The following is a 22,525-nucleotide window of genomic DNA, read 5'->3' as shown; positions in this document are numbered from 1 at the left end:
AACAGAACATGAAACAGTACATTTTAATACTAAAAATAGTTTTTCTAGTAATTTGTAGTACAAAATCGGTCCAAGCTCAAACATACTATAAAACCAATAATTCGGATAGAATTTTTACCCAAGACAACTATGAAGATTATAAAAAGAATATTGCAAGTCAGCTTAAAGAAAAGCACGGAGAGGTTACCATTAATGAAAGATTAATTGATAGTATTATTTCTCACGATTCAATTATAAAAACATATAAATTAGACATTAGGATTAAACGCAACCCCAATGGTTCTAGACGCCCAGAAGAAAAAATTTATAGCTATCTCAATAAAGAATTGCCTAATTTCAATTTACAAACTATTGATGGTAAAAACATGTCTTTATCAGATTTAAAAAATAAACCGACAATTATAAATTTTTGGTTTACAAGATGTAAACCTTGTATTGAAGAAATACCTGTTTTAAACAAATTGGTCAAAAAATATTCAGATCAAGTTAATTTCATAGGAATAACCCCAGACAATAAAGAGACGGTAACTCAATTTTTAAAAACACATACATTTAATTATGTACATTTAGTGAACGCTCGTAAATATATTAACGACATTGGTATTCTCGGGTATCCAAAAAATATTTTCATTGATAAACTCGGAGAAATCAAATATATTGAGCGCGGTATTCCCTACTTTAAACAAAATGGCGTAATGAAACTAGGAACAGGAGATGAGTTTGAAAGGTTAATAAAAAAACTTCTTTAGCACAGACAAACTATAATTTTATTACTAGACCTGTCAGGTTTTAATCCCGAAGTGTCGGGACTGACAGGTCTTTTTTATCAATTATTTGTAACAAACCACCCGCTTTAGCGTTCTAATAGTCAGTCAATCAAAAAACAATCCATCATGTTAAAGCACTTTTTCATCATCTGCTCTGGTGCAGATACTTCTATTTTAGACAACTGCTCTCCAGGAGAACAAAACAAATATGCAGGCATTGGGGCGACTGTGTTTTTTACAGCCGTTATGGCATTTATTGCAGGTAGCTATGCACTTTATACGGTTTTTGATAATTTGTTTTATTCTATTATTTTCGGATTAATTTGGGGTTTACTCATCTTTAATTTGGACCGCTATATCGTTTCTACCATTAAAAAAACAGGGAATGTTCTAAATGAAATTTTACAAGCGTCGCCAAGACTAATTTTAGCAATCATCATCGCTATTGTTATTGCAAAACCATTGGAACTTAAAATTTTCGAAAAAGAAATCAATCAGGTTTTATTGGAAGAAAAAAACACAATGACTTTGTCTAACAAAAATCAAATAGCTCAACAATTCACACCCGAGATTGAAACTTTAAACGCTGAAATTAACACACTACAAAATGAAATTATCAATAAGGAAACTGAAGTTAATAATTTATACAGCACCTATATTTCTGAAGCAGAAGGAACCGCCGGCACTAAACTGTTAGGAAAAGGACCTGTTTATAAAGAAAAAAGAGAAAAACACGACGCTGCTTTGGGAGATTTACAAGCTCTCAAAAATGAAAACCGTGCAAAGATTCAAGCCGCTGAAACAAAAATTGCAGATCTAAAAGGCGATTACAATATGCAAGTAATAACTTCCCAACCTATAATCAATAATTTTGATGGTTTAATGGCGCGGATAAGCGCTCTGGATAAATTACCCTGGTTACCTTCTTTCTTTATTTTTCTATTGTTTTTAGCCATAGAAACCGCTCCGATTTTTGCCAAATTATTAGCGCCAAAAGGCAGCTACGATTTTAACCTCGAAGACCAAGAAGATATTGTTAAAAGTGTTATTCTCCAAAACAAAAACCAAAGAGTAGCATTGGTTGATACAGAAAACACAATCAATGACAAAGTTTACACCAACATTGAAAATGATGATGAGCTATATGCATACAAACACAAAAAGGCTCGCGAATTGATGCAATTGCAAGCCGATGCGTTTTACAAAAAGCAGAAAACTGCTTTATAATTATGCTGCTTCGCTTGATTCAAAATGATCGTAAATTTCTTTACAACCTAAACCAATAATTGAAAATTCTTTTTGATCTTTTGCCGCTTGGTAATGTAACTTAGCAAGAACATCTAAACCTTTAGAATCTATAGATTTAAGGTTTTCGATATTTATAGTAAGTTTATCAAACTTAGTATAAGCACTATAAATTTCTTGCTCCAACAATGTTGAAGTATCGCTATTTAAAACCCCGCTGAGGTTGTAAAAATTATTACAAATGGTAATGTTAAGTTTCATGTTAAATTTGGTTTTTCATCGATTAATTTGGTTTTTCATCGATTATTTAGACCGCTAACATACAAAAATATTTTACATTTCGCACAATTTGTTAAAATAAATTCAATCTTGTTAAGATTTGATACCATCAAAAAGAGTTAAAACTACGCTGCTTCGTTAGTTCTAAAATGGTCGTAAAGCTCTTTACAGCCTAAACCCACTATGGCTAATTGTATGTTGTTTTTTAAAGAATTTGAATGTAGGTCTGCCAATGCCTTTACACCAAAACGGTCAACGCTTTCTAAACCTTCAACACTAATAGTAAGATTTTTAAACTTTTTAAACGCTTTTTTAAATTCTGTTTGGAAAATAGCAACATTGTTTTTGTTGAGGTTTCCTTTTAACTTGAAGAAGTTGTTACAACTCGTAATTCTTAAATCCATGATAAATAATTTTTAGTTCGACAATAAATTTGGGCTATTAATAGTCTGATTATGATGTAAATATAAAAGGTTAAATAAAATAACATGTTTTTTTTCGACAAATAGAATTATACTTTGGTTGAAAAATATTTGAGTGTCAATTTCATCGGTAAGTAACATTTTAAACACTAAATTTGATTACTTTTACCTTGAAATATTTTTTTTAAAACCTACTATAATGAAAAAATTAATTGTAATCCTCTGTTTTCTCGCACTAAATACCACGTTTGCCCAAACCTCTGAAAGTGATGATATAAAAGCTATTCATAAAGTCTTAAAAAAGCAGCGCATTGCCTGGTCTGAAAATGATATTGAAAAATATATGGAAGGTTATTGGAAAAGCGATTCTTTGGCGTTTTATGGAAATAAAGGTGTAACCTATGGTTGGGAAAACACTCTGGACCACTATTTAACCTATTACCCAACCGCTGCTTATACTGGTAAATTAAGTTTTAAAATTAATGCCATTACCAAAATTTCAACTGATTCGTATTATGTTTTGGGCGAATTTCACATTAAAAGAGATATTGGTAATGCCGATGGTATTTTTATGTTGGTGTTTAAAAAAATTAATGGACAATGGAAGATTATCGCAGATACTTCTGTTTAAAAGATACCGCTTGGTGTTCTTGATTTTTTCTGATAATTTCTTTATGGTTTATAATAACCTTATCCTCCATGGATTTAAACCCATTTGGAGTATTTAGAAATAGATTACTTGAAACTACTTTAATCTTCTGCAATTCATCAATTACAGACATCGATTTTCTTGCTCGAGATGTCTTAGTTCCTATTTTATATAACACTAAAACTTAGAGCAGTATTATAGTACCTGTTGAGACTTCTATGTTGTAAATAACAAGGTTGATTTTCCTATCCGTCAATATCATTATATGTCTGGCCCAACCTCCCGACATTTCGGGGTGGTAATCTGGCAGGTAGGCAGGCATCAAAAAAATAATTCAAAAAAAAATCCCGAAAATGTTTGGTGTGTTAAAAAATAAATTACATTTGCGCCGCTTTTAGCTGAACACACTTTGAAACCTGTTTCTATGTTCGGGCTTTTGAAAATTAGGAAGTCATATTCAAAAGCAGCTTACAGATTAAGCGACCGAATTTTAAAGCTAACTTCCGTGTCTCCTATACATGCCATACAGCATGAATATGCCTTTGTGCCTACTACCGAGAAGGAATTCCGTATTTGATATTGTTATTTTTTTATTGGCTTAACGTGTAGTTAATACACCAATTACATCTTTAACTTTTATTAAAAAAAACAATACATTGAATACAAAATATTTTGATTTAATCAATCAGACTTATGAATTTCCGCAAGAGGAATTTAAAGTTGATAAGGGGCAGTTGCATTTTCACGACATTGATTTAATGCAATTAACAAAACAGTATGGCGCACCGCTAAAATTTACGTATTTGCCGCAAATATCCAACAATATAAATAAGGCGAAAACGTGGTTTGCAAACGCGATAAAAAAACACGATTACCAAGGGGATTACAATTACTGTTATTGCACAAAAAGCTCACATTTTAAGCATGTTTTAGATACGGCTTTAAAGAACGACATCCATATTGAAACCTCTTCGGCTTTTGATATTGATATTGTGGAGCGTTTAAAGGCCGAAGGGAAAATTACCAATGATACGTTTGTAATTAGCAACGGTTTTAAGCGTGCACAGTACATCACAAATATTGCCCGTTTGATTAATAATGGACATAAAAATGCGATTCCTATTATTGATAATTACGAGGAAATTGACTTACTATCACAAGAAATTGATGGGAAGTTCAATGTTGGAATTCGTATAGCTTCTGAGGAAGAACCAAAATTTGAATTCTACACCTCTCGTTTAGGAATTGGCTACAAGAATATTGTGCCTTTTTACAAGAATCAGATTGCGAATAATGAAAAGGTTGAACTTAAAATGTTGCACTTTTTTATTAATACAGGTATTCGTGATAATGCTTATTATTGGAACGAGCTTTTAAAATGCTTGAAAGTTTATACGAGTTTAAAAAAGATTTGTCCAACGCTCGATAGTTTAAATATTGGCGGAGGTTTCCCCATAAAAAATTCATTGGCTTTTGAGTTTGATTACGAGTATATGGTTGATGAAATTATCAATCAAATAAAACTGACTTGTGAAGAAGAGGGCGTTGATGTCCCAAATATTTTTACGGAATTTGGAAGTTTTACCGTTGGTGAAAGTGGTGGTGCTATTTACGAAGTGTTGTACCAAAAACAACAAAACGATCGTGAAAAATGGAACATGATAAACTCATCGTTCATTACAACCTTACCAGATACTTGGGCGATTAATAAACGTTTTATCATGTTGGCGGTAAACCGTTGGCAAGATAGTTATGAGCGTGTTTTATTGGGTGGTTTAACTTGCGATAGTGATGATTATTACAACAGCGAGCAGCACATGAATGCTATTTATATGCCAAAATATAATAAGGAGAAACCATTATATATCGGCTTTTTTAATACAGGAGCTTACCAAGAAACCATTGGTGGATTTGGCGGATTGCAGCATTGTTTAATTCCGTCGCCAAAGCATATTTTAATTGATAGGGATGCCGATGGAAACATCACCACAGAATTATTTGCTGAACAACAAAAAAGTGAAGACTTACTTAAGATTTTAGGTTACGATTCTAAACCTGAGCATGATTCAGTAAAACCTTTAAATGGCGCATTACACCTAGTGCATAACAATTACGATAATCAATAAAATGAAGACTACATACGCTGGAATTCCAGAAGAATTAGCAAAATTAGAACAAGCCAAAATTGTTTTAATCCCTGTGCCTTATGATGGTACAAGCACATGGCAAAAAGGATCTGATAAAGGGCCTCAAGCTTTTTTAGAAGCTTCGGAAAACATGGAGCTTTATGATATCGAAACCGATACGGAAGTGTATCAACAAGGTGTGTTTTTAGCTGATGCCGTTATGGAAAATGCATCGCCAGAAACTATGGTTGATGCGGTACATAAAGCCACGAAAAAATACATCAAGAAGAATAAGTTTGTAACTGTTTTTGGTGGCGAACATTCTATTTCTATTGGAACTATTCGTGCATTTAACGAGATGTTTCCAAGTTTGACGGTGTTGCATATTGATGCACATGCAGATTTGCGTAAGGCATATGAAGGTTCTACTTGCAATCACGCTTGTGCGGTTTATGAAGCGAGCCAAAACACCAATTTAATTCAAGTTGGGATTCGTTCTATGGATATCATGGAAAAAACGGTTATGGACATGGAGAAAACCTATTTCGCCCACGATATGGCTGTAGATGATACATGGATGGATTCGGCTATCGATCAAATGACCGATAATGTATTTATCACGTTTGATTTAGATGCATTCGATCCTTCAATTTTACCCAGTACGGGAACTCCAGAACCAGGCGGTTTATTATGGTATGAAACATTAGAATTCTTGAAACAGGTATTTGAAGAGAAAAATGTAGTAGGATTTGATATTGTGGAGCTTTGCCCGAATAAAAAAGAAAAATCCTCAGACTTTTTAGCGGCTAAATTATATTATAAAATGTTAAGCTATAAGTTTATGAATGATGATGCAGCAGACGAATACGATAATGCATTTCAAAAAACAGAACAAAAAAAGAACACTTTAAAATTTACTGACGATGACAACTACTAAAGGCCCAATTTCTCAATTTATAGAAACACATTATTTACACTTTAATGCAGCCGCTTTAGTGGATGCGGCAAAAGGGTATGAAGCGCAATTAGATAATGGTGCAAAAATGCTGGTATCTTTAGCGGGCGCCATGAGTACAGCGGAATTAGGTAAGAGTTTTGCGGAAATGATCCGTCAGGATAAAGTGCATATCATTTCATGTACAGGTGCGAACTTAGAGGAAGATATCATGAATTTGGTGGCACATTCACATTACAAACGTATGCCTAATTATCGCGATTTAACCCCACAGGAAGAGTGGGATTTGTTGGAAAAAGGATTAAACCGTGTGACGGATACTTGTATTCCAGAACACGAAGCATTCCGTAGATTGCAAGAACATATTCATAAAATCTGGAAAGATGCCGAAGCTAAAGGCGAACGCTATTTACCACATGAATATATGTACAAAATGCTATTGTCTGGTGTTTTAGAGCAGTATTATGAAATTGATATAAAAGATTCCTGGATGTACGCTGCAGCGGAAAAAAACCTACCTATAGTTTGCCCTGGATGGGAAGATAGTACGATGGGAAATATTTTTGCAAGCTACGTTTTAAAAGGCGAATTAAAAGCAAGCACCATGAAATCTGGTATTGAGTATATGACGTTTTTAGCAGATTGGTACACCGATAATTCATCAAAAGGCATAGGCTTTTTTCAAATAGGAGGTGGCATTGCTGGCGATTTCCCAATATGCGTAGTGCCAATGCTGTATCAAGATATGGAACGTACAGACACACCGTTTTGGAGTTATTTTTGTCAGATTTCAGATTCAACAACCAGTTACGGTTCGTATTCAGGCGCAGTCCCAAATGAAAAAATCACTTGGGGAAAATTAGATATCAATACACCAAAATTTATTGTTGAAAGTGATGCAACTATTGTTGCGCCTTTAATTTTTGCTTATCTTCTCGGTCAATAATCATGGACATAAAAAAAATTGAAAATATAGAATTAAAGTACCTCACAGTTGGTGATTTTGAGGAATTAAAAGCAGCAACTTTAGAGTCTTACGGTGGTGTCCTTGATTCCTATTGGAAAAAAGATCACATCCAGAAATTAACCACCATGTTTCCAGAAGGGCAAGTGGTTATTAAAATTGATGGAAATTTGGCAGGTTGTGCCTTGTCGCTTATTGTAGATTATGATAAGTTAGACGATAATCATACCTATGCTGATATTATTTCAGGTGAATCATTTAAAAATCACGATCCCGAAGGCGATGTATTATATGGTATTGATGTTTTTATAAAACCAGAATACCGTGGTTTGCGCCTTGGACGACGACTTTATGATTATAGAAAAGAGCTTTGCGAAAATCTAAATTTAAAGAGCATTGTGTTTGGAGGTAGAATGCCAAACTATCATAAAAACAAACAGTTTTCACCAAAAGAATACATTGAAAAAGTAAAGCGTAAAGAAATTCACGACCCTGTTTTGAATTTTCAAATTTCAAATGATTTTCATCCGGTACGTGTGATGAAAAATTATTTAGAAGGCGATACGGCATCAAACGAATATGCAGTTTTAATGGAATGGGATAATATTTATTACACCAAACCTAGTAAAAAAGCAGCTTCAGTAAAAACAGTTGTAAGGCTTGGTTTGATACAATGGCAAATGCGCCCGTATAATACCTTGGAAGATTTAATGCAACAAGTGGAGTATTTTATAGATAGTGTGGCTGCCTATAGATCAGATTTTGCGGTGTTTCCAGAGTTTTTTAATGCCCCTTTAATGGCAGAGTTTAATCATTTGCATGAATCTCAGGCCATTAGAAAATTAGCGGAACACACGCAGACTATTGTTGAAAAATTAAAACAGTTGGCCATCTCCTATAACATCAATATTATTTCCGGAAGTATGCCAGAAGTGGTAGATGATAAATTATATAATGTAGGTTATTTATGCAGAAGAGACGGGAGTTTTGAGCGTTACGAGAAAATTCACGTGACACCAGATGAAGCTAAAGTTTGGGGTATGCAACGAGGTAATACATTACAAACCTATGATACCGATTGTGGTAAAATCGGGATTTTAATTTGTTATGATTCAGAGTTTCCAGAATTATCACGATTGCTGTCAGATGAAGGTATGGATATCCTCTTCGTTCCCTTTTTAACCGATACCCAAAACGGCTATTCTCGTGTTAGACTTTGTGCGCAAGCAAGAGCTATAGAAAATGAGTGTTATGTCGCCATAGCAGGTAGTGTGGGCAATTTGCCAAACGTGAATAATATGGACATTCAATATGCACAATCGGCGGTTTTTACGCCATGTGATTTCTCGTTTCCTAGCAGCGGCATTAAGGCAGAGGCGACACCAAATACAGAAATGATATTGGTTGCCGATGTCGATTTGAGTTTGTTAAGAGAACTCCATTCGTTCGGCGCCGTTAAAAATTTAAAGGACAGAAGAAAAGATTTTTATGATGTTATTCGTGTTAAATAATCAGAAATAGTATCTTTAACTTAAACTAACTTTTTTACCCATAAAATGAAACATAGAAATGATAATTTGAAACGCGTAATTGTAGATTTCAAAAAGTTAACGCCAGAAATCTTAGCATTATTAGTTGCAAAATACCCTGATGGTTATGATGATGATCAAATTATATCCTTCAAAAATCAGCATAATGAGTTGATTGAGGCTGTTGAAGTGATTACTGAAGACACGAAGTATTTGGTGAAAGTAAGTACCAAACTAGAAGTGACCATGGAAAATTATGATGTTGATGATTATGAAGATTTTGAAGATGATGATCCAGAGGCAGTACAACCTCCAGATATAGTGGACGAAGATTCAGAAGAAGATTAATAACTTTATATTTTAATATTATGAGAACAGCCGCTTTTAAATCCTACAAAGACGGTTATTACAATTTTTGGTTTGAAAATGGCGAAGAACTGGCTTTTGAAGAAGTGCACCCTCGCGTTTTAAAACAATTTGATTTAAAAAATGACGAAAGCTTAATTGATAAAGATTTCAGAATTACGTTTATTGAAGACGGAACTGATGATGAGCCTATCTACAGAGTAGAAAGCTTGAAACCTCTTTAGTAAAATGTTTTATGTATATTTATAATGGCATGTTTTTTGAATTAAATAGAATCTAAAATAACACATAATAAGATGAAACCAAGATGATTAAAAATAATCATTAGGCTTAAAAGAGAATGATTATTTTTCTCATCATGGTTACATATGTCGAATTAAAAAAATAAAAATAAACAGATGAAAACTAAAAAAATTATTGTATTAAGTGGACTGGTTCTATGCCTGTTATCCCTTTCAAGTTTTAAATCTACTGAAAATACTGATGAAATTATTTCGGATGCTCTAGTTCAGGAAGGGTTTATAGTTTATGCCACTTTTGATGGTAAAGAGGACTATGGTTATAATTTTATAACAACCGATAAAGAAGGGGAAGAGCATACGCTTACATTTCAAAAAGTAGAAGATGCTGTGTTAAAGACTTTTGATTTGAATTCTGATGCTTTTGTAAATACTAAATTCAAAATTACTTTTAATAGAGATGTTAAGGTTTCAAAAGATGAACATGGTAACGAAGACGAAGATGAAGTAAACACAATAACTATGTTAGAGAAGTTATAGGTTGTAATACTGAATTTAACTTTTTTAAATAAAATTTAGGCTTCCAATTTGGGAGCCTTTTTTATGAATACTTCCCAAATAAACACACCGTAAACAACCATATATTCTAGTGCAATAATCCATAGGTTTTCAGATTTATCGGCTTTATTGAGGTTTATATACGCCAGATAACTCAAAATAATCATAAAACTCCAAACCAAGGGAAACTTGTATTTTGTAAATACAGATAATATTAAAAGCGTAGCCACATACCAAGGATGAACAGTTGTAGTTGTGAAATAGTAAAACGATAGTACCAATAACATCGCCGTTATGAGCTCAATTGGTGTTTTGTTGTTTCTAAAGAAGGTTAAAATCAAAACAAAAAGGATAACGATAATTGGAGTTGTTTTTCCAATTATAGCAATTTCGTTATAGCCCCTAAAGGTGTACCCGATTTCTCTGGCTATATAGTATAAACTACCATTAAACTCAAAATTCTGAAACCATAGCGCCACAGTTTTTGAGTAATTATTTATAAATTCAGAGGAATAAAAAGGCGCAAAAAGGAGCAGAGTGGTAAATATTAGAATGCTGTAAAATCCAATTAGCTTAGTCATTCCCTTCATGACGTCATTGCGAGGAGTAAGCGACGAAGCAATCTCATTCTTAGGTGAAGAAGCCACACGGTTCGCAATGCCGTCATCATTGTCCCCTTGAGGGGACTTTAGGGGTGTTTTTGTTGATTTTGCTAATCTTCCCGAAACAAACCATTGCCAAAACAAAGGTAAAAATATCAAAGGAATCAGTTTCACAGAAATTGATAGCGCCAAAACAATTGCAGCCCAATACCATTTTCCAACAAGCAACAAATACAAACTCCAAATTAAAAAGAAAATCATCACACCTTCAAAATGAAGATTTCCAGTCAATTCAATAATAATAAACGGATTGAGGATATACCAAAAGATGTTATGAGCTGGAATTTTCAGTTTCTCTAAAAGCTTTTTGCCAAAATGGAGCGTTCCAAAATCAGCAGCAATAATAAGCAGGCGCATCACGACTACGGAGCCTAATATACTTTTACCCGCAAATAATCCAGCAATTACAAAACAGAGTTGATTGATAGGAGGGTAATTCGTAAAATGGCTTGCATTTAAGTCGCCCATGCCTTCCCGAAGTTCTAAAGTTTGGGCAACAGGAAATTGATCTTGATTTATAAAAGATTCCACAGTATATAAATAAGGGTTAAACCCTTCCAAAATCATCCGTCCGTCCCAAATAAAGCGGTAAAAATCTTGGGATAAATTGGGGGTGGCTAGGATAAAAATGGCCCGAAACCCGAAAGCTAGATAGGTTAAAAATGAGGTGTTACTCTTAAAACGCTGCACCAGTTTATAGAACAAAACAAACAACGCAGCATAAAGCATAATGAGTTTTGCATAATCGGTTCTCACTAAATCGTATGCAAATGCCCAATAGAATATGATGCTTGATAAAGCCAACAATAACGGCGTTTTATTAAGTTTTAGAAAAGCTGGGTTTAAAAGCATGTGGTAAATATATAATTATTTGTTTGTCTTAAGTAAATGATTTTACTTACTTGGGTTTGCAGCTAAAATTGGCTAAATTCGTTTAGCTGAAATAAAAGAGGTATTTAAAAATTATGGGAGCAGGAACATTTTCTCAAATTTATATTCAGGTAGTTTTTGCTGTTAAAGGCAGAAATAGTCTAATTAAATCTGATTGGGAAGACGAGTTATACAAATATATTACAGGCATTGTTCAAAATAAAGGGCAAAAAATGTTAGCAATAAATGGCATGCCCGATCATATTCATATTTTAATAAGCTTGAAACCGAGTTGTTGTTTGTCAGATTTAGTCAGGGAAATAAAAAAATCATCCAATAAGTTTATTATGGAAAAGAAGTTTTCAAGATATTCTTTTTCTTGGCAAGCGGGTTATGGTGCGTTTTCATATAGCCATTCAGCATTAGATAATGTAATTGCTTATATAAACAATCAAAAAGAACATCATAGAACAAAATTGTTCAAAGAGGAGTACAAAGATTTTTTAGAAAAGTTTCAAATTGAACATAAAGATGATTATTTGTTTGAATGGATTGAATAGAGAAGAATCCTGCGGATTCAAATAGGTATATAATTGGTTAGAAAAGAATCCGAAAGATTCAAATATGTATAGAAAATCAAAATAGCGATATGTTCAATGCGGCCTTTGGGGGCCTAACAAGAGAATATCAATTTTATGTATAAATATTTAATCCCTTTGGGATAGCACAGAGCAAATCATAGGTTCAGGAATAAAAGAGAACCCAGAGGGTTCATATATCTATAGCCAAAAGGATATGTTTAATGCGACCCTGACAGGGTCGAATAAATAAACACCAATTAAATCTATAAAGAAGTCATCCCTTTGGGATAAAAAAGGATAAAAGAAGATTGTTTATTTGAATGGATATAGTAAAAAAGAATCCGAAAGATTCAAATATATATATATAAAATCAAAATAGCGATATATTTAATACTTTCGGGGTCTGACAAAAGAATATCAATTTTATCTATAAATATTTAATCCCTTTGGGATAACACAAAGCATATCATAGGTTCAGGAATAAAAGAGAACCCGGAGGGTTCAAATATGTATAGCCAAAAGGATATGTTTAATGCGACCCTGACAGGGTCGTATAAATAAACACCAATTAAATCTACAAGGATGTCATCCCTTTGGGATAAAAAAGGATAAAAGAAGATTGTTTATTTGAATGGATATAATAAAAAAGAATCCCAAAGATTCAAATAGGTATAGAAAACAAAATAGCGATATGTTTAATACGACCCTTTCAGGGTCGAACAAACAAGCTTAAATTCAATCTATAAATATGTAATCCCTTCGGATAAACAGAAATTAAAAACAGGTCTGTTAATAACAATTATAGGCAATATTATGGTTGAATAAAGCCTCTAGAGTATTTAAACGCTAAGAAAGGGTTAAGCTTATGAAATTAGATGACTATTTAAAAAAACAAAGTGATTAATGTATAACATATTAATTTTTAAAGGTTTAATTGAATTCTGTGCAAATATTTTAATAGAATAACATACTTAGTAAAATTCTATATATAGATATTGAAACAAACAAGCAAGGTCATATAGAAGACCTTGGAGTGCTTTTTAACGGTCTAGAGTTACATGAAAAAAAAGTTCTAAATATTGAAAATTGGATAAAAAAAGTTGAATATATATGTGGACATAATATTGTTCAACATGATATACCCATAATTGAAAGAGTTTTAGGGGACGAAATTTTCAGAAACAAGAAAATTATAGATACATTATTATGGTCTCCAATTTTATTTAGTGATAATCCTTATCATAAATTAGTGAAAGGCTACAAAATAGTTAATGATAGTGATTACAACAATCCTTTGTCTGATTGTAAATTGACTAAACAATTATTAATTGATGAACTCAATAAATTCAATGAGTTAGATACGAATATTCAAGAAATATATGCCTATTTACTTTCTGGTTCAAGTTCCCATAAAGGTTTTTTAGAACTAATGAATTACCAATCGAAGACATTAAATACCAGCCCTGAAATTGAAAAGTTATTTGAAGATAAAATATGCAAAAATTCTGACATATTGCAAATTTCAAGAGATAAACCTATAGAATTGGCCTATGCTTTTTCGTTAATAAACACCAAAGAAGATAAATCTGTATTAGCTTATTGGGTTCATAAATCGTATCCTAAAACACAAAAGGTTTTAGATAGCTTAAGGTTTAGTTATTGTAATGATACTAATTGTGCTTACTGTGATAAAAATTTAAATCCTAGAAAAGCATTGCAACGCTATTTTGGCTATGAAGATTTTAGAAGGTTTGATGAATATGAAGAAGTTAGTCTGCAACAAAAAACAGTTCAAGCAGGTTTGTCTTCAAAATCATTTGTTGCAGTATTTCCAACAGGAGGAGGCAAATCGCTGACGTTTCAGTTGCCCGCCTTAATGAAAGGTACATTGACACGTCAACTTACTATAGTTATTTCGCCTTTGGTCTCTTTAATGAAAGACCAAGTTGAAAATCTTGAAAAACGTTTTGTCATTACCAAAGCGGTTGCTATTAACGGTTTATTGTCTCCACTAGAGCGTCAAGAAGCCATTGAACGCGTTGAGAATGGCGATATCCAATTGCTTTATTTATCGCCAGAATCGTTGCGTTCGCCTACAATTCACAGAATTATAAAACAGCGTTCTGTCGCTAGGTTTGTTATAGATGAAGCACATTGCTTTTCTTCTTGGGGACAAGATTTTAGAGTAGATTATTTATATATAGCAGATTTTATTAGAAGTATCCAGGAAGAAAGAATGTATGAAAATATTCCTGTGTCGTGTTTCACAGCAACTGCAAAACCTCAAGTTATAGAAGATATCAAATCATATTTTAAATCAAAATTGGATATTGAATTAGATGAATATATTACAAGAATTGGTAGAAAAAATTTAAAATACGAAGTAATTCAAGTTGAAGATTCTAGCAATAAAATGACAACGTTACTTTCTCTTTTGGGACGTTGTGAAAAACCTGCAATAATTTATGCTTCAAGAACAAAAAAAGTAGAAGAGATAAGTGAAGTATTGGAAAAAGCAGGTTTTGGGGCCACATATTTTCATGGCAAGTTGGATAAAGATGATAAAAAAGAAAGAATGGATGCTTTCATGAATAATGACAAAGAAATTATTGTGGCGACTTCGGCATTTGGTATGGGAGTTGATAAAGATGATGTTAAGGCTGTTATTCATTATAATATATCCGATTCTTTGGAAAATTATGTGCAAGAGGCAGGTAGGGCAGGAAGGGATGAGAAAATCCAAGCAAAATGTTACATTTTATTTAATGAAGATGATTTGAACAAACACTTTCTTTTGTTGCAACAAACTAAAATAAACCAAAAGGAAATTCAACAAATTTGGCAAGGACTTAAATATTTATCAAAATATAGAAAAACAAAAAGTATTAGCAATTCTGCCCTTGAAATTGCCCAAAAAGCAGGTTGGGATACCGAAATAATGGAGTTGGAAACTAAAGTTAAAACATCTATTGCGGCTCTGGAAGATCAAGGCTTTTTAAAACGCAAACAAAATTCTTCAAGAGTTTTTGCCAATAGCTTGATGGTGCCAAATATTAAAAAGGCTCTTGAAAAAATACATCAACAAAAAGAATTGCCAGAAACATTAGTACAAAATTGTTCTAGAGTATTACAGCGTATTATTAAAGATGACGAATGTAGAGTCGATTATTTAGCTGATATAACAGGGTTAAAACTTCGACAAGTAAGAGAGGTCATAGAAACTTTAAGAGATTTAAAAATTCTTGGAGATGCTAGAGATTTAACTGCTTTTATAGATATTACGCAATCAAAAAATAATTCAAAAAAAATACTAGAACGTTATCTTAAAATTGAAACTGGTCTTAGAGATATTTTAAAATCGAATATAAAAATATCAATGAGACAGTTAAATCAGAATTTAATTGATAATGGTATTGAAAACACTTCGGTTGATGCCATCAAGAATATTCTTAACTATTGGGAAATAAGGAGTTTTATTCAAAAAAGACGTACTGATAGGGAAAATGACCTTTACCAGATAAAGATTAAAGAAGGGGTCGATTTAAAAAGTGATATGGAATGGCGGCACGAATTGTCTATAGATATTTATGAAATTCTAGAAAACCTTCAGCCAAAACAAAAAGCAAATAAGTCTTTGGATGAAAAGAAAGATTTACCAGTTTCTTTTTCAATGTTAGAATTGAAAAATTCCAATCAACTTTTTGGTAACATTAAAGAGGAAGATATCAAACGTTACGAAAAAGCTTTATTGTTCCTGAATCAGATAAAATCTATAAAGCTAGAAGGCGGCTTTATGGTGTTTTATAATAGATTGAATATTGAAGATATTAATAGTTCTATACCTCGATTTACCATCGAGAATTTCAAAAAAATGGATGAGCATTATCATCATAGAACGGAACAAATTCATATTGTTGGTGAATATGCTAAAAAGAAAATGCAAAATTATGAATCGGCACTTTCTTATGTAAACGATTATTTTAGTCTGCCTTACGAAGAATTTTTAGCTAAGTATTTTCCAAGACGAAAAAAAGAGATTGGTACACCATTAACACCCAAGCGACATAAAGAAATTATAGGGGATTTAGATACGTTTCAGGCACGAATTGTTAACGACGGAAGGTCTGAAAATATACTGGTGTTAGCGGGGCCAGGTAGTGGAAAAACCAAGGTACTCGTACATAAAATAGCTAGTTTATTACTGTTAGAAGACATAAAACCTGAACAATTTTTAATGTTAACATTCTCCAAAGCTGCATCCTTGGAGTTTAGAGCGAGAGCTAGAAAACTTGTTCCAGAGCACTCTGGACTTATTAAAATAACAACTTTTCATGGTTTTTGTTTTCAACTATTGGGGCAATTAGGAGATTTAAAGAAATCAGAAAATGTAATTCAAGATTGTATTGCCGCCATTAAAAGTGAAGATATTGATATTTCATCAATTATAAATAAAAGCGTATTACTTTTAGATGAATTTCAAGATGTAAATCAAGTGGAATGGGAATTAATACAGACGATAATCAAAAAAGCAGAAAACATAAGAGTTATTGCTGTTGGGGATGACGACCAGAATATTTATGGCTTTAGAGGTTCTTCAAATAAAAATATGCTAGCGTTTAAGCATAAATATAATGCCACACAATATTCGTTGATAAAAAATTATAGGAGCAGTTTGTCTATAGTGGAGTTTAATAATGAACTCCTCAAAAGAATACCAAAACGCTTAAAAAGTCAAAACTTAGAGTCTCATAAAAAGGAAGTTTCATCTAAAATAAAATTAATTAAATACAATGGTTCTTATTTAGAAGAATCTCTGGTTGAACAAGTGATTTTAGATGATTATTCAGGCACTAGAGCAATTTTAACAAGGACAAACAAACAAGCTTTAATGCTCAGTACTTTCCTAAAAGATGCTGGGCAAAAAACAAAATTAATTACAGGTTTAGAAGGTTTTAGACTTGATCAACTTTTTGAATTAAGGTCTTTTACTGAATTTATTAAACAGGAAACCAATGAAACAGGAATCATTTTCAACAGTATATGGGAAAAAGCCAGACAAAATTTTAAGGAAAAGCATGCGTCTAGCATGCACCTAAAAACCTGTATAAGCATCATCGATAAGTTTGAATTAGAGTATAAAAATCAAAAATATTTAATTGATTGGTACGAATACATTCGAGAGCTAAAAATGGAAGATGCCGTAAATGCTGATGCCAATGTAATAGTTATTTCAACAATGCATAAAGCCAAAGGCAAAGAATTTGATCATGTTTATCTTCTGTTAGAGGACTTTAATTTTAATACTATAGAATCTAAACGAGTGCTATATGTTGGTTGCTCAAGAGCCAAAAAAAGTTTGCAAATACATTGCAATTCAAATTTCTTTAACGACTTCAAAACAGACAAACTGGAAACAATAAATTTTGAAGGCAAAACCGAACAACCAAAATATTTTGAATTAATATTAGGGCATAAAGACATCAATTTAGGTTCTCAAAAATATATTCATGCATTAAATAGAATCAAAAACCTAAAATCTGGAGATATTCTTAAAAGAGACACAAAAGAATTTCCGAATGGTACAGCTTTAGGTTTAGCTAATATAAATGGAGGAAATGTGCTTTTCTTTTCAAGAGGGTTTATTAATAAAAAATACAATGTCTTTTTAAAAGATAATTATCAATTAAGGGCTGCAAATGTAGAGTATATAGTATACTGGTATGATGTTGAAGAAGAGAAAGAATATAAGATAATTTTGCCAAGATTGAAGTTTAAGAAGTAAGTTATTCTTGTCACACCTTCGACAACAAAGACTTAAAAAACACATATCCAAACCCCATAAAAAGCATCAAGTGAAAAGGGAACAGTCCAAAATCGCCACCTTGATCGCCAACGACAAATGCGCTATACATTCCGAAGCCAAAATATGCCATTAGTAAACCTTCAAAAATAACGTGGACAGATACCGTTTTTTTGATGTATTTATTGTTTTTAAAATTGTCTTTATACTTACTAATATTGAATTTTGGGGTGCGTACAAATTCACTTTTTTTACCCAAATGTCCTTCTAGAACGGCAATGGAATTATGTAGCGAAAAGCCCATTGCTATAGAAAAGAACACGAAAAACATGCCGATATAATTCATGAAGTTTTTTATGCCACCACCGTATATGTTTCGGTACATGACCCAGTAACATACAAAGAAAATCACGGTGCTTAGAACAAAGAAGCTCATCACGATGAAGTAGGGTTTTAAATGTAAATATTCGTTCTTGATGTACAGCATTGGGATACTTAAAACAGCAACGATAAGAATGTTTAAAAACATGGTGCTATTAAGTAAATGGAGCAGACCGTGTACTTTTGTTTTTGCCGAAATATTTTCGCTTTTCAATACGCGCCACATCATTTTACGGAAATTTTCGGCACCTCCCTTATTCCACCTGAATTGTTGTGAACGTGCTGCGCTTATAACGATGGGTAATTCGGCAGGGGTTTCTACATCTTCTAGGTATTTAAACTTCCAGTTTTTTAATTGCGCTCGGTAACTCAAATCTAAATCTTCTGTGAGTGTGTCGCCTTCCCAATTTCCTGCATCTATAATGCATTCTTTGCGCCAAATACCTGCGGTACCATTAAAGTTTATGAAATGCCCTTTACTATTCCGGCCTACTTGCTCTAGTGTAAAATGTGCATCGAGTGCGAAGGCTTGAATTTTTGTGAGTAAGGAATAATTACGGTTAATGTGTCCCCAGCGGGTTTGAACAACTCCAATTTCTTCATTCTTAAAATAGGGGATGGTTCGTTTTAACCAATCTTTTTGAGGTAGAAAATCGGAATCGAAAATAGCGATATACTCGCCTTTGGCATCTGCTAAACCTTCTTTTAATGCGCCTGCTTTAAATCCGGTTCTTATAGTTCTGGTGATGTGTTTTATATCTAAACCTGTGGCTGCTAGTTTTTCTACGTGTTGCTTTGTGCTTTCTACGGTTTCATCTGTAGAATCGTCTAAAACTTGAATTTCTAACTTGTCTTTAGGATAGTCAATTTCTGCGATATTATCTAACAAGCGCTCCATAACATACATTTCGTTAAAAACGGGAAGCTGTATGGTTACATAGGGGATTTCATTAGGTTTGGATAAATCGAATTTCTGGCATTTATCAGTATTCTTTTTAGAGTTTAAATAGTTGAATAGCAGATTTAACTGTGCTAAAGCGTATAGGAAAATAAGCAAGAGTGCAATGGTATAAACTACTATTATAACGCTATCTAGATACATTATTTAAAACTGTATTTGAAAATCCAACTCAATATTTTTATGCCTGCAAATATAGCACCTTTTGCCGTTCCTGAAACTTTAGAGACACCTATTCTGTTTCTATAGTTTACTGGCACTTCGGTATATGTTAGTTTTTGCTTAATGGCTTTTAATTGCATTTCTACGGTCCAGCCATAGGTTTTGTCTTCCATGTTGAGTGCCAAGAGTTTATCGTATTTAATGGCTCTAAAAGGACCTAAGTCTGAAAATTTTGCGCCAAAAAATAATTTCATTAAGGAGGTTGCTAACCAGTTGCCAAATATTTGCGGAACGGTCATAGAACCCTCTTGACGTAGTCGTTTTATTCTAGCACCAATTACAAAATCTATATCATCGTTTAGTATTGGAGCGACTATTTTAGTGAGTTCTTCGGGGTAGTCGCTATAATCCCCATCTAAAAAAACGATGATATCTGGAGTGATGGTTTTTTGAGCGACATAATCCATACCTTTTAAACAGGCGTAGCCATAACCTCTGTTTTTTTCTGTTAAAACAGTTGCACCCGCTTTTTTTGCATTTTCTTCTGTGGCATCGTTAGAATTATTGCTTACTACAATAATTTCATCCACAATATCAGGAATATCTTTGATAACGCTCGCAATAGAATCGGCTTCATTATAGGCTGGAATGATGACGTTTATTTTGGTCATTTTAAATCTTTAAGGTTGTTTTCTTTTCTGAAAGACCTGAAATTGGTCCATTTTTTTAATCGTTTTCCAGCTTTGTAACGACTTGCTGCCACTAGTTTTTCATTTTGGTACATTAAACAATAACCATTTTTCATATTGTCTTTTAATTGACATTTATGGTTTACTTTTTCCATATCGTCATAAAATAACCACCAGTCATTTTTTTTACCATCAACGAAATGCCCCTCACTTTCCTTTGTGCCATTTTCGCGGTAAAAGTACCAATATTTTATAGGTTGCCCATTTTTAAAATGACCTTCTTTTTTTATCTTTCCGTTAGAATAATAAAACGTCCAGTATTTTATTTTAATACCGTTTTCGATCCATCCTTCAGCTTTAATGTTCCCGTTTTCGTAAAATTCTTTTTGGTATTTCTGTTCCACGGAAGCGTTAAAACTTATGATTATTGCTATTATGAAGATTAAGTGTTTCATTTTAAATATTTTGTTACACAGCAGTCTCAGTCTCAGTCTCAGTCTCAGTCTCAGTCGCAGTCGCATTCTCAGTCGCAGTCGAGTCTCAGTTTTCAGTAGCATTATATTTTAATCCGTGCAAACCCGTGATCCCGACGCTTCAGGACGTGTCTTCTTTCTCTGCGAAATTCTGTGTCCTTCTGATCAACTCTGCGAAATAGCTCCACAAAGTTGCTCAACTGAAAACTGAGACTGCGACTGAAAACTTATTCCCTATTCACTAAATCCATCAAATCCACATCATTCCCCAGTAAAACATCAGTTGGATTGATGCGTCCTTCTAATGGCCCATTCTCCAATTTTAAAACCCCTCTAGGGCACACCGCAGCACAAACACCACAACCTACACAACTGGCGCGTATAATATTTTCGCCTTTTTGAGCATAAGCGCGAACATCAATTCCCATTTCACAGTAGGTGGAACAGTTGCCACAGGAAATACATTGTCCGCCATTTGTAGTAATCCTAAAACGTGATTTAAAACGCTGTACTATACCTAAATATGCTGCTAACGGACAACCAAAACGACACCACACACGATTCCCGAAAATAGGATAAAACCCTGTGCCAATAACACCCGCAAACCAAGCACCGATCAAGAAACTATAAGTATCCTTTATCCATTGAGATTTAATGCCTAAAAAGGATTGGGTGCCGCTGAAATAACAATAAAGTGTTACCAATGTCATGACCAAGGAAAACAATAAAACAGAGTGGACTAACCAACGCTCCAATTTCCAAGCATTCAAACTTTTATCGGAATGTTGTCTGTAGGGGTCGCCCAATGTTTCGGCTAAGCCACCACATCCGCACACCCAAGAACAGTACCATCGTTTTCCGAAGAAATACACCATTACAGGTACGATAACCAGGGTTAAAACAATACCCCAAACCAGTATGAATAAACCTATGGCGCCACTATCACGAAGACTGTCCAGATTCCATTCAAAAAAGAAATCGTAATCTAACGGGAAGGCGTTTTTAAAATCGTATCCAGGCATGTTCAAACTGATCATAATTTCTGGAATTAGAAACGCAAATACAATCTGAAAAAACAACACCGATGTGGTACGAATGATTTGGTATTTGTTATGCCTATATTTAATATACATACGCACCGCCATAACTAGCATAACCACACAGTATAAAAACCCATATACAAACCATTGGCTTGCGGGACCGCCGTTTAGGAATTCACTAATCGGGTCTAAAATAAACGTCCAGTTTACAACATAATCTGCATAGAAATAAAGCGCAAGGTAAAATAAGACCAAATATACCAGCACTAACCACGCAATCCATCCACGATTGGTGCTTGCTTTATGGTAAATGCCATTATTTTTAATTCCAGGTTTTCCGAGCAGAACTAGATTGGGGAAAATAAATAACAATGCACCAATAATGGCCAAACCAAACGTAAGCCACCACATGACTCCAGCATTTTCCTTTACAAACCCTGATCCTGCTATTTTTGCAATTTCATAACTCAACGTATGGGGCTTTCCGTAAATTTTATACTGGTATTGTTCCCCTTTTTTATCCCAGTTTTTTTCAGCGTTGTACTTCGCAATCAATGCGTCATAATGATCGTTTGATGTTTTAAAAGCCTTTCGGACCCGACTGGAAAATTGAAAAATATTTAAGTCTTCTTCGGTAACGGTAGCTTTTTTAAGTTCCGCTTTTATAAGCTCACTTTTATAGCCTTTGGAATCTATAAACGCATTCAATTCGCTTTCGGTTAAGCTGAAGTTCCCTGTAAATAAACTTCCTGTAAAAATGCTTAAGCCAATGATAAATAACCCTAATCCTATATGTTTTATTACTTTCAT

The 22,525-nt window shown here is 33.4% G+C and carries 19 protein-coding genes; 12 read left to right on the top strand and 7 right to left on the bottom strand.

The features are described from left to right. Positions 1-8: 8 nt before the first annotated feature. Together ABXQ82_RS08475 and ABXQ82_RS08470 are read left to right on the top strand one after the other, a co-directional pair. Entirely contained in the window at positions 9-749 is a 741-nt protein-coding gene (locus ABXQ82_RS08475) for a TlpA disulfide reductase family protein (RefSeq protein ID WP_367057758.1), read from the top strand. 144 nt (positions 750-893) lie between these two features. Continuing rightward, complete coding sequence (locus ABXQ82_RS08470; protein WP_367057755.1) at positions 894-1,994, top strand: DUF4407 domain-containing protein; 1,101 nt, start codon at positions 894-896, stop codon at positions 1,992-1,994. On the opposite strand, the gene ABXQ82_RS08465 is transcribed toward ABXQ82_RS08470, so the two are convergent. Both ABXQ82_RS08465 and ABXQ82_RS08460 read right to left on the bottom strand, forming a co-directional pair. Then, complete coding sequence (locus tag ABXQ82_RS08465) at positions 1,995-2,273, bottom strand: STAS domain-containing protein (protein WP_367057752.1); 279 nt, start codon at positions 2,271-2,273, stop codon at positions 1,995-1,997. Positions 2,274-2,416: 143 nt separating this feature from the next. Then, the gene (locus tag ABXQ82_RS08460; protein WP_367057749.1) at positions 2,417-2,695 is read right to left on the bottom strand and encodes an STAS domain-containing protein; all 279 of its coding nucleotides are present in this window, start codon (positions 2,693-2,695) and stop codon (positions 2,417-2,419) included. A gap of 217 nt (positions 2,696-2,912) precedes the next feature. Here ABXQ82_RS08460 and ABXQ82_RS08455 point away from each other — a divergent pair, with 217 nt between their 5' ends. From ABXQ82_RS08455 to ABXQ82_RS08420, 8 genes are all read left to right on the top strand, one after another. Beyond that, complete coding sequence (locus ABXQ82_RS08455) at positions 2,913-3,344, top strand: nuclear transport factor 2 family protein (protein WP_367057746.1); 432 nt, start codon at positions 2,913-2,915, stop codon at positions 3,342-3,344. Between the two features lie 674 nt (positions 3,345-4,018). After that, the gene (locus tag ABXQ82_RS08450) at positions 4,019-5,488 is read left to right on the top strand and encodes an arginine decarboxylase (protein ID WP_367057743.1); all 1,470 of its coding nucleotides are present in this window, start codon (positions 4,019-4,021) and stop codon (positions 5,486-5,488) included. Position 5,489: 1 nt separating this feature from the next. Beyond that, positions 5,490-6,425: an agmatinase gene (speB, locus tag ABXQ82_RS08445; protein ID WP_367057741.1), complete on the top strand. Its 936-nt coding sequence runs from the start codon at positions 5,490-5,492 to the stop codon at positions 6,423-6,425. Next, positions 6,412-7,389 carry a deoxyhypusine synthase family protein gene (locus tag ABXQ82_RS08440; RefSeq protein WP_367057739.1) on the top strand — a complete coding sequence of 326 codons (978 nt, stop codon included), beginning with the start codon at positions 6,412-6,414 and terminating at the stop codon, positions 7,387-7,389. The genes speB and ABXQ82_RS08440 overlap by 14 nt, the downstream gene beginning before the upstream one ends. Positions 7,390-7,391: 2 nt before the next feature. Then, entirely contained in the window at positions 7,392-8,918 is a 1,527-nt protein-coding gene (locus ABXQ82_RS08435; protein WP_367057736.1) for a bifunctional GNAT family N-acetyltransferase/carbon-nitrogen hydrolase family protein, read from the top strand. 45 nt (positions 8,919-8,963) lie between these two features. Further along, positions 8,964-9,284 carry a hypothetical protein gene (locus ABXQ82_RS08430; RefSeq protein WP_367057733.1) on the top strand — a complete coding sequence of 107 codons (321 nt, stop codon included), beginning with the start codon at positions 8,964-8,966 and terminating at the stop codon, positions 9,282-9,284. Positions 9,285-9,304: 20 nt separating this feature from the next. Beyond that, on the top strand, positions 9,305-9,526 hold the full coding sequence (locus ABXQ82_RS08425) for a hypothetical protein (RefSeq protein WP_367057730.1): 222 nt from the start codon (positions 9,305-9,307) through the stop codon (positions 9,524-9,526). A 174-nt stretch (positions 9,527-9,700) separates the two neighbouring features. Continuing rightward, a complete protein-coding gene (locus tag ABXQ82_RS08420) occupies positions 9,701-10,081 on the top strand; it encodes a hypothetical protein (RefSeq protein ID WP_367057727.1) in 381 nt (126 codons plus the stop codon). Positions 10,082-10,116: 35 nt separating this feature from the next. On the opposite strand, the gene ABXQ82_RS08415 is transcribed toward ABXQ82_RS08420, so the two are convergent. Then, a complete protein-coding gene (locus ABXQ82_RS08415) occupies positions 10,117-11,613 on the bottom strand; it encodes a mannosyltransferase (RefSeq protein WP_367057724.1) in 1,497 nt (498 codons plus the stop codon). Positions 11,614-11,726: 113 nt separating this feature from the next. Between ABXQ82_RS08415 and tnpA the strand changes: the two genes are divergently transcribed. Together tnpA and ABXQ82_RS08405 are read left to right on the top strand one after the other, a co-directional pair. Next, complete coding sequence (tnpA, locus tag ABXQ82_RS08410) at positions 11,727-12,191, top strand: IS200/IS605 family transposase (RefSeq protein WP_367057721.1); 465 nt, start codon at positions 11,727-11,729, stop codon at positions 12,189-12,191. Between the two features lie 1,054 nt (positions 12,192-13,245). Then, positions 13,246-17,994, top strand: a complete 4,749-nt coding sequence (locus ABXQ82_RS08405) for a RecQ family ATP-dependent DNA helicase (RefSeq protein WP_367057718.1) — start codon at positions 13,246-13,248, stop codon at positions 17,992-17,994. Between the two features lie 10 nt (positions 17,995-18,004). Here the strand turns inward: ABXQ82_RS08405 and ABXQ82_RS08400 are convergent, their stop codons facing one another. The 4 genes from ABXQ82_RS08400 to ABXQ82_RS08385 form a co-directional block, all read right to left on the bottom strand. Then, entirely contained in the window at positions 18,005-19,495 is a 1,491-nt protein-coding gene (locus ABXQ82_RS08400; protein WP_367057715.1) for a cellulose synthase family protein, read from the bottom strand. After that, entirely contained in the window at positions 19,495-20,184 is a 690-nt protein-coding gene (locus ABXQ82_RS08395; RefSeq protein WP_367057712.1) for a glycosyltransferase family 2 protein, read from the bottom strand. Before ABXQ82_RS08395 ends, ABXQ82_RS08400 begins: the two co-directional genes overlap by 1 nt. Continuing rightward, positions 20,181-20,657, bottom strand: coding sequence for a hypothetical protein (locus ABXQ82_RS08390; RefSeq protein WP_367057709.1), 477 nt, complete (start codon positions 20,655-20,657; stop codon positions 20,181-20,183). Before ABXQ82_RS08390 ends, ABXQ82_RS08395 begins: the two co-directional genes overlap by 4 nt. A 245-nt stretch (positions 20,658-20,902) precedes the next feature. Then, positions 20,903-22,525, bottom strand: a complete 1,623-nt coding sequence (locus ABXQ82_RS08385; RefSeq protein ID WP_367057706.1) for a 4Fe-4S dicluster domain-containing protein — start codon at positions 22,523-22,525, stop codon at positions 20,903-20,905.

This window comes from Algibacter sp. 2305UL17-15, from assembly GCF_040720935.1.
GTDB lineage: Bacteria > Bacteroidota > Bacteroidia > Flavobacteriales > Flavobacteriaceae > Jejuia.
The sequence above is the reverse complement of the archived record's forward strand: the minus strand, read 5'-3'. Positions and strand labels throughout refer to the sequence as shown.

Bases quoted from the DNA above. Each gene is read 5' to 3' on its own strand.
- ABXQ82_RS08475 (WP_367057758.1), top strand. From the start codon at position 9: ATGAAACAGTACATTTTAATACTAAAAATAGTTTTTCTAGTAATTTGT.
- ABXQ82_RS08455 (WP_367057746.1), top strand. From the start codon at position 2,913: ATGAAAAAATTAATTGTAATCCTCTGTTTTCTCGCACTAAATACCACG.
- ABXQ82_RS08460 (WP_367057749.1), bottom strand. From the start codon at position 2,695: ATGGATTTAAGAATTACGAGTTGTAACAACTTCTTCAAGTTAAAAGGA.
- ABXQ82_RS08440 (WP_367057739.1), top strand. From the start codon at position 6,412: ATGACAACTACTAAAGGCCCAATTTCTCAATTTATAGAAACACATTAT.
- speB (WP_367057741.1), top strand. From the start codon at position 5,490: ATGAAGACTACATACGCTGGAATTCCAGAAGAATTAGCAAAATTAGAA.
- ABXQ82_RS08420 (WP_367057727.1), top strand. From the start codon at position 9,701: ATGAAAACTAAAAAAATTATTGTATTAAGTGGACTGGTTCTATGCCTG.
- ABXQ82_RS08430 (WP_367057733.1), top strand. From the start codon at position 8,964: ATGAAACATAGAAATGATAATTTGAAACGCGTAATTGTAGATTTCAAA.
- ABXQ82_RS08390 (WP_367057709.1), bottom strand. From the start codon at position 20,657: ATGAAACACTTAATCTTCATAATAGCAATAATCATAAGTTTTAACGCT.
- ABXQ82_RS08415 (WP_367057724.1), bottom strand. From the start codon at position 11,613: ATGCTTTTAAACCCAGCTTTTCTAAAACTTAATAAAACGCCGTTATTG.
- ABXQ82_RS08400 (WP_367057715.1), bottom strand. From the start codon at position 19,495: ATGTATCTAGATAGCGTTATAATAGTAGTTTATACCATTGCACTCTTG.
- tnpA (WP_367057721.1), top strand. From the start codon at position 11,727: ATGGGAGCAGGAACATTTTCTCAAATTTATATTCAGGTAGTTTTTGCT.
- ABXQ82_RS08435 (WP_367057736.1), top strand. From the start codon at position 7,392: ATGGACATAAAAAAAATTGAAAATATAGAATTAAAGTACCTCACAGTT.
- ABXQ82_RS08425 (WP_367057730.1), top strand. From the start codon at position 9,305: ATGAGAACAGCCGCTTTTAAATCCTACAAAGACGGTTATTACAATTTT.
- ABXQ82_RS08385 (WP_367057706.1), bottom strand. From the start codon at position 22,525: ATGAAAGTAATAAAACATATAGGATTAGGGTTATTTATCATTGGCTTA.
- ABXQ82_RS08465 (WP_367057752.1), bottom strand. From the start codon at position 2,273: ATGAAACTTAACATTACCATTTGTAATAATTTTTACAACCTCAGCGGG.
- ABXQ82_RS08395 (WP_367057712.1), bottom strand. From the start codon at position 20,184: ATGACCAAAATAAACGTCATCATTCCAGCCTATAATGAAGCCGATTCT.
- ABXQ82_RS08470 (WP_367057755.1), top strand. From the start codon at position 894: ATGTTAAAGCACTTTTTCATCATCTGCTCTGGTGCAGATACTTCTATT.